Annotated in this window: 10 protein-coding genes; 2 read left to right on the top strand and 8 right to left on the bottom strand. The window is 39.5% G+C overall.

Features of this window, described 5'->3' with window-relative positions; translation table 11 throughout:
• From BLS28_RS27825 to BLS28_RS31030, 4 genes are all read right to left on the bottom strand, one after another.
• The coding region (locus tag BLS28_RS27825) for a hypothetical protein (RefSeq protein ID WP_218134516.1) at positions 1–341 on the bottom strand (341 nt) is incomplete at its 3' end.
• Between the two features lie 70 nt (positions 342–411).
• Positions 412–564, bottom strand: a complete 153-nt coding sequence (locus BLS28_RS31040; RefSeq protein WP_176844580.1) for a hypothetical protein — start codon at positions 562–564, stop codon at positions 412–414.
• Positions 565–599: 35 nt separating this feature from the next.
• On the bottom strand, positions 600–743 hold the full coding sequence (locus tag BLS28_RS31035) for a hypothetical protein (RefSeq protein WP_167516175.1): 144 nt from the start codon (positions 741–743) through the stop codon (positions 600–602).
• 50 nt (positions 744–793) lie between these two features.
• Positions 794–955: a hypothetical protein gene (locus BLS28_RS31030; protein WP_167516174.1), complete on the bottom strand. Its 162-nt coding sequence runs from the start codon at positions 953–955 to the stop codon at positions 794–796.
• A 567-nt stretch (positions 956–1522) separates the two neighbouring features.
• Here BLS28_RS31030 and BLS28_RS27820 point away from each other — a divergent pair.
• Entirely contained in the window at positions 1523–2953 is a 1431-nt protein-coding gene (locus BLS28_RS27820; RefSeq protein ID WP_091175469.1) for a tetratricopeptide repeat protein, read from the top strand.
• A gap of 24 nt (positions 2954–2977) precedes the next feature.
• On the opposite strand, the gene BLS28_RS27815 is transcribed toward BLS28_RS27820, so the two are convergent.
• From BLS28_RS27815 to BLS28_RS27805, 3 genes are all read right to left on the bottom strand, one after another.
• Positions 2978–3277 carry a hypothetical protein gene (locus BLS28_RS27815; protein ID WP_143020896.1) on the bottom strand — a complete coding sequence of 100 codons (300 nt, stop codon included), beginning with the start codon at positions 3275–3277 and terminating at the stop codon, positions 2978–2980.
• Positions 3278–3497: 220 nt separating this feature from the next.
• Entirely contained in the window at positions 3498–3866 is a 369-nt protein-coding gene (locus tag BLS28_RS27810; RefSeq protein WP_091175464.1) for a helix-turn-helix domain-containing protein, read from the bottom strand.
• Between the two features lie 165 nt (positions 3867–4031).
• Positions 4032–6317 (bottom strand): ATP-dependent helicase, encoded by a 2286-nt coding sequence (locus BLS28_RS27805; protein ID WP_091175461.1) that lies wholly within the window; start codon positions 6315–6317, stop codon positions 4032–4034.
• Between the two features lie 165 nt (positions 6318–6482).
• Between BLS28_RS27805 and BLS28_RS27800 the strand changes: the two genes are divergently transcribed.
• A complete protein-coding gene (locus BLS28_RS27800; RefSeq protein WP_091175457.1) occupies positions 6483–6989 on the top strand; it encodes a hypothetical protein in 507 nt (168 codons plus the stop codon).
• 10 nt (positions 6990–6999) lie between these two features.
• On the opposite strand, the gene BLS28_RS27795 is transcribed toward BLS28_RS27800, so the two are convergent.
• Positions 7000–7359, bottom strand: coding sequence for a response regulator (locus BLS28_RS27795; protein WP_167516173.1), 360 nt, complete (start codon positions 7357–7359; stop codon positions 7000–7002).
• Positions 7360–7657: the final 298 nt, after the last annotated feature.

Here is a 7657-nt window from a genome sequence, read left to right as displayed (position 1 = left end):
GCGAAATCAGCAGAACCTAAGTCGCGTTTTGGCTGAGGACCGAAGGCGAAATCAGCAGAACCTAAATCTCTTTTTGGTTGAGGACCACGGGCGAAATCAGCGGAACCTAAATCTCTTTTTGGTTGAGGGCCACGGGCGAAATCAGCGGAACCTAAATCTCTTTTTGGTTGAGGGCCACGGGCGAAATCAGCAGAACCTAAATCTCTTTTTGGCTGAGGGCCACGAGCATCAGCAGAACCTAAGTCACGTTTTGGTTGAGGGCCGTTAGCGGCATTTGCAAATGTGGCGGTCGATAATATGGTGCTTAATGCTAAAGTCGCTATTAGTGTTAAATTTTTCATGATGTTTTTAATGTGGGGGTACGTAAATATTTTTTGTTTATTAAATCTCTTGTTCGTTATTGTTTGTTTTTTAGTCGGCGCTGCCTAAGTCTCTTTTAAAACCGGTTGTCAGCGAGTTTACTGGTGCAATCACCATTTTGGTTTTGTTGTCATTTTTGTTTGTAGCTGATGATAATGCACCTGCACTAAGGGCTACTGTTGCTATGAGGATGAATTTTTTCATGTTGTTTTATGTTTTATTGATCTTGAATGGATAAATCAGTCAGCACTTCCCAGGTCTCTTTTGTAACCGGTTGCGAATAAGTGAAGGTTAGCAAACTCAGCTTTTGGTCTTTCCTTTTTGCAGGATGAAATGGCCCCGGTGAACAGAATTGCTAAAGCGATGGTGATTATCTTTTTCATGATCGTGTTATATTATCGATGTGGAACTTCCTGTATGATTTAATTGGATTTCAGTCGGCGCTTCCCAGGTCGCGTTTAAAACCTGCCGGCGTTTTGTTGAAATTGACAGCTGTTGGCTGTACGTCTTTTTTTGCCGATGATGACAAAACTGATGACGATGAGAGTACTCCGGCGCCTATGGTAAAGAGTACAAAAAACACTGTTTTTTTCATATTGATTAATTATTGTATTTAATATTCTATTTTTTAAATTAATACGATATATAATATTTATTAAAATCCGTCAAGCTTATTTAAAGCTTATCACAAATATTTTAAAAGTCTGATTTTACTCTCTGTTTTTTAAAAACTCTGTTTTGCTAAAATTTTAAAAAAGATTCTCTGTTTCGTATTTTTATACTGTTAATTATGGGGTTAAATTACTAATTTTAGATGTAATATCATCTGGATTAATTACCGGTATGGTATACAATTTATTGCACGATTTTCACATTATTTCATTTATTTGATATACAAACTATAATTATATTGTAAATCTCAGGATATATTTTGCAATATTATTGTAATTGCCTGTAATTTATTTGAAGTGATATTGTATAGGGCTTTTTTGTATTTAATATATTGTTTTTCAGATATTTAACAATGCAAATATAGATATGTTTTTAATAGGAGTAAAAAACATATGAAAATAATTTTCCACAATGTTTTTTATTCTTAACATTAAATATAATTCAGCATTATTTTATAACTTTCACCCCAACAGAACGTAAAAGTGTTTCAATGAAAAAAATCGGCACATTTATATTATTCTTTTTATTATCGCTGTCGGTATACGCGAATGATATAATTGATGTTGCTGCGAAAGATACTAATGAGGTAATAAGCCTGAATACCAGCGCTTATTCAAATAGGCTTACAAATCCGGAGCAAACCGTTGAAGATGCCACCAGGGCGCTGAAGCTGTCTGTCAAACTCAATTATATTAATGGTATCGCAGAAGCTTACCGTGTTATAGGTATTGGTAAATACTACCTTGATCAGCCTGAAAAGGCTATTGAAAACTATCTGAACTCCCTTTCATATTTTACCCGCAACAATAACCTCAGGGGCGAGGCTAAAGTTTATAATAATATCGGGATCCTGTTTCGTGACCACGACTACGAACGCTCCCTTACCTATCTTAACCGATCGCTGGAGATAGCACAAAAAATAAATGATACCAAATTGGTAGGCTCATTGTATTTAAATATAGGTAACGTTTACACGCGTAAAAATAACCTGTATATGGCGCTTAAGTTTTATGATAAAAGCTTTCCCATATTTCAAAAACTGAGGGACTCGGTAAACCTGATCCAATGTTTGCAAAACCGTGGTGTTATTTATTTTAAACTTAAGGATTACGATAAGGCCCTGGGTTTACTGCTGGAGGCTAATACCGGTGCAAAAGCACGTGACCTGAACGAGTCAGTAGCCAGTGTTGACCTTACGCTGGCAGCGCTTTACATGACCAAAGGCGATTTTAAAAATGCGGAAAAGATGGTGCAGGAAGGAACCGCCTATACACAGTTGGTTAAGGACCCTAAGCTTGACTACGATTATAAATACACTACATACGAACTGGAATATAATAAAAAGAATTATGCCCGTGCGGTAAATTTACTAAGGGAAATATATACCCAGGATAGTGTTACCTATAAAACCAACGTATCGGCGCAAATGAACCTGGTTGAGGCCAAACGCAGGCAGGAAGAACAACTGAAAGAAAACGAAAGAATTGCAGAACGGCAAGCTTACGACCGGTCGAAATTTTGGGCGGTAACGGTAGTTGCCGGTTTGATGCTTGTGGTAATTGGTTTGCTGATCAGCAATGTAAAACGTAAAGCCAAAACCAATGCACAGCTTACATTGCTAAACGGTGAGGTATCCCGGCAAAAAGATAACCTTGATAGGATCAATCATCATCTTGAAGAGATTATTGATGAACGTACCAAGGATCTGCAGTTAAAAAATAAAAAGCTTTCTGAGCATTCGTCATACCTGTCACATCAAATTAGGGGGCCTATAGCTACGTTACGCGGTTTGATCAACCTTGAAAAAGAAGGCTTGGTTGACCAGGCCGAATGTTTGGATATGATGGATAAATGCGTATCCGAAATTGATGAAAAGATCATCGAAATGAGCGACATGCTGCATAATCCACCAAGAGTTTAGCTGCGCCTGGTTCTTCCTCCGGGTTTAACTAAAGTGTACAGGCAGGCTGGAGTGGATCTGTGCTTCTATAAGCCCAAGGTAAATACAATACCACGATATCATTTGCAAAACCAGCAGCTGTCTGTGTTTATTATAGCCCTGTGTTTCAAAGGCCAATGTTGTCTCATCGCCGGCAGTTACAAAAAACCTTACTTCGCCTTGGCTTGGTTTAAAACGTGCCCGCAGCAAATCAAACGCCTTAACTTTTAGCTTACTTTTGGGATCATGGATGACACCGTCGCTCGAGGTTTCGTTTTTTGATATGGAAATAAGATAATTTGACATACAGTTTGCTTTAGTAACCTGCATGCCACAATTATTACTCCAAAATGGCTATAAAACGCTCATTACGGATAAATTAGCCCATACAACGGGAGGCTTTTTTATTCAAATTTCCTTTTGCTAAATATTGTTAACTACTATGCAATGTAGTGAATAGGACAGGACACTGATGCGACGCAAACAATGTACACTATCGGTAAATTGTAATGTTTACTGCACACCTTTAGATAGCTACACCGGCCTTATTACGCAGCTCTTCATAAAGTAATATTACCTTACGCTGTAAATTGGCGATTTCTGATTCGCGATCTATCAGTTTTTTTTGTGCAAGGCTTAAACTCGACGGCTTCATGTCAGTTTCTTCAGCATCGAGGGCCAGTATGTTCACAACGTTTACATCAAAAATATTGGCAATTTGTTCAAGACGCGACAGGTTTATATCAGTTACTCCAGTTTCAATTTTTGAAAACGCAGGAATAGAGATGCCCAAACGGTTAGCCACATCTTCCTGGCTCCATCCATGCTGATGGCGTAATACCCGGATGTTTTTACCAACGGATTTGTTTGTTTGCTTTTTAATAGTATCGCTCATATCAATTAATATTAATTAGGGAAAGGGGATACTTATACAATCCAAATGGTATGCCATCATTAAATTACCTTTAAATTAGTGTTATTAAGGCGATTTAATGATGGACTGTGGCGGAGCTTGGGGAATCATTTCCTCAAAGTAGGGATTTTAACTCTTGGTTTAAGTTTACTGAACTATGTAAAGTTTCGCAAATTTTAATAGCAACTGCTTTTGGCCAATTTCCTTAAAGAAGATTGTGGCTTTTATATCGGGCTTATTACCCTCAAGAGCGAGTACTTTACCAAAGCCAAAACGTTCGTGTTCAACCTCCATACCCACTTGTAAACCGGATGTATCAGAAGGTTTGAAATTGGCCGAAGGTACATGCGCCTTGGCCAGTATCGAAGTGGTTTTTACCGGTGCTGCAGCTGCCGGTTTTGGTCGCGAAAATGTGTCGGGCTGCTTATCTCTGCTCCATGCTTTACGCTCATCATCAAAAAATGGATTATTACCCGAAGCGGGTTTGGCGGTGTAGTCGAGCTCAAGATATTTTGCATCAATTTCGTCCAAAAAACGGCTTGGCTCGCAATTAATCAGTGTTCCAAACTTAAAACGCGAGGTGGCGTAACTGATATGGAGCTTACTTTCGGCACGGGTAACGGCTACGTAAAACAGGCGGCGCTCTTCTTCAAGATCGCTGCGTGAGTTAAGCGACATCTGCGAAGGGAAAAGGTTTTCTTCCAGTCCTACAACATAAACCTGCGGAAACTCAAGGCCTTTTGACGAGTGGATGGTCATGAGCGATACCGTATCGGCATCTTTGTTTTTGTCATTATCATCGTTAGTTAACAGGGCCACATCCTGCATGAAAACATCAAGGCCTTTTTCTTCAATATCCTCGCGCTCTGAAAACTCTTTGATCCCGTTTAAAAGCTCCTGGATATTTTCGTAACGGTTAAGCCCCTCTACCGATTTATCTTCATAAAGGTCCTTCAATAAGCCCGAATGCTGCGCGATATACAAAGCCGACTCATAGGCAGACTTGGTTTTGGTAAGCACCTGGAAGCTTTGGATCATGGTAGCAAAAGTGGACACTGCCCCTGATATTTTACCTTCAAGGTACTTGCCCGGCTCAACAATAACTTCCCAGGGGGGTATACCATGCTGATCGGCAGCTACAATGATCTTATCAACCGAGGTGTCGCCAATACCGCGTTTAGGATAATTGATAACGCGTTTTAACGCTTCTTCATCATTAGGGTTAAAGGTGAGCCTGAAATAAGCTATCAGGTCCTTAATTTCCTTACGCTGATAAAACGACAAACCACCATATATTTTATATGGGATGCCCAGTTTGCGTAAAGCCTCCTCCATAGAACGCGACTGCGCATTGGTGCGGTAAAGGATAGCAAATGCCGACCAATTAAGCCCGTTTGAGCTGCGGTCTTGCATAATAGCTTCGGCTACTATTTTGCCTTCCTCGTTATCGCTGAAGGCCCGCATAACTTTAATCTTATCGCCCGACTCTTTTTCGGAGAATACATTCTTTTTAAGCTGATCTTTATTATTGCGGATGATGCTGTTGGCTACATTCACAATGTTTTGAGTTGAGCGATAATTTTGCTCCAGCTTAAACACCTTCAGATCGGGGTAATCCTTCTCAAAGTTTAAGATGTTTTGAATGTTGGCACCGCGGAAAGCATAGATACTTTGGGCGTCATCACCTACAACGCAAAGGTTTTCGTTAACAGCGGCAAGCTTTTTAACAATCAGGTACTGCGAAAAGTTGGTATCCTGATACTCATCAACCATAAGGTATTTAAACTTGTGCTGGTATTTATTGAGCACGTCGGGGTGCAGTTTCAGGAGCTCGTTGGTTTTATACAGCAAATCGTCAAAATCCATGGCACCGGCGCGGTAGCAGCGGGTGGCATACATCTCATAGATCTTACCCATTTGCCCGCGGCCGCTCGAAAAGTCGTCGGCCTGGATCTGCTCGTTCTTGTTGTATTCCTGCCACGAGATCAGGTTATTTTTTGATGCCGAGATGCGGTTAAGTACAAAGTTTACATTGTACAGCTTATCATCAAGGTTCATTTCTTTTAAAATGGCCCTTAAAACGCTCTTGCTATCGTCGGTATCGTAAATGGTAAAGTTGCTTGGATAACCGATTTTTTCGGCCTCAACCCGTAATATTTTCGCAAACACCGAGTGGAAGGTACCCATCCAAATATTTTTAGCTTCGGTACCAACAACGTGGGTGATACGCTCGCGCATTTCACGGGCGGCCTTGTTGGTAAAGGTTAACACCAGTATGTTAAATGAATCAACACCTTTGCGTATCAAATGTGCCACGCGATAGGTAATAACACGTGTTTTGCCCGATCCGGCACCGGCAATAATCATCACCGGCCCCTCGGTTTGTTCAACCGCTGCCCTTTGTTCGGGGTTTAATCCCTGTAAGTAATCCAAAATCTTTTCCTCTTTGCTATGAGCCAGCGAAATTAAGGTTTTGGGGCGAAAGGGGGAAGTGGTTTTGTGGATTTCGGATTTTTGATTTTATAATCGCGACAGTAAAAATGATTTATAATAGCTATCAACATTTTATTATTTAAAATTGCGCCGATATATCTTAAAATGACTGAAATCTTTGATACTTACACCCATCGCCCGTTTATTTATAAGCTAATGCAGGTGCCTGCTGTTTTAATGATAGCTGCACTGGTTTTAATTTTATTTGATGGTGATAACTTCAATCTGTTTGAAGATATCGTTGTCAGCATTTGTTTATTTGTCGGCTTGGCGGGTTTTTTAGTTCATTCTATGTGGAAAAACATGCCAACTTATATTAAAGACGGGGAGTTGCTTCTTCAGGAAGACGGTGTGAGCTTGAGAGAGGATATTTTTATGCTTAACGATTTGAAGATGATTGAAATAAACTGTTATAACTACGCTGGTTGGAGTAAAAGGTCAAGAAGTGATGGCTCCCGTAACAAAATTATGATAACCAAGATGAATGGGGAACTCATCAAGCAAAAGTTTGTCATAAGCTCGGTAAAAAAATCGCATAACCTCGGGATGATAATGAAGCAATGGAAACAAGAAGGCTTTAAAATAATCTCTAATGGGATAGATCTTATCTAACTTCCTTCCATCAATTCAAAAACCTGTTAATGGTTTTTACCAGCTTATTTATATCAAAAGGCTTGGGTACAAAGGCATCATATCCAAAATTAACCAGGGCAATTGCCTGTTCATGGTAGGCCGAAATCAGGATCACCGGGATGTGCCGGGTATCTTCGTTGCCTTTAATAAGCTGGCAAATGCGGCCGCCGTTGAGGCCGGGCAGCATATAGTCGGTTAATACCAGATCGGGGTTGTACGCTTTTACAGCACCAATAATATCATCAGTACGGTCAAGACCGGTAACCTCAAAATCATGAAAGGTGAGTACTGTTTCAAGTACCCGTAAAATTTCGGCGTCATCTTCAATTATGAGTATATTTCTTGCCATAGGTAACATGCTAATAGTAATTTAGCTATTAACTTTTAATATTAAAAATAAACAAAATGTTTTATAATTAAAAATATTTCCAGTGTTTAATTGAAATTGATATGGGGCTGTATTAATAGGTATATTGCTTATTAATAGGTAGATATAATGTTTTTTTAAGGGTATTTTATTGTTTTGTAAAAGTTGTATAATTTTATACTGACCGCGATAAAAACAACTCACAGTTAAGCAAACAGAATCGTAAAAAAAAGCGATGAGCCCAAATACCCATCGCTTTTTGAAGTTTCCTCTAATCTCT

Origin of the sequence: Mucilaginibacter gossypii, from assembly GCF_900100945.1 — a bacterium.
GTDB classification, from domain to species: Bacteria; Bacteroidota; Bacteroidia; order Sphingobacteriales; family Sphingobacteriaceae; genus Mucilaginibacter; species Mucilaginibacter gossypii.
This window is presented reverse-complemented; position numbering and strand designations above follow the sequence as displayed.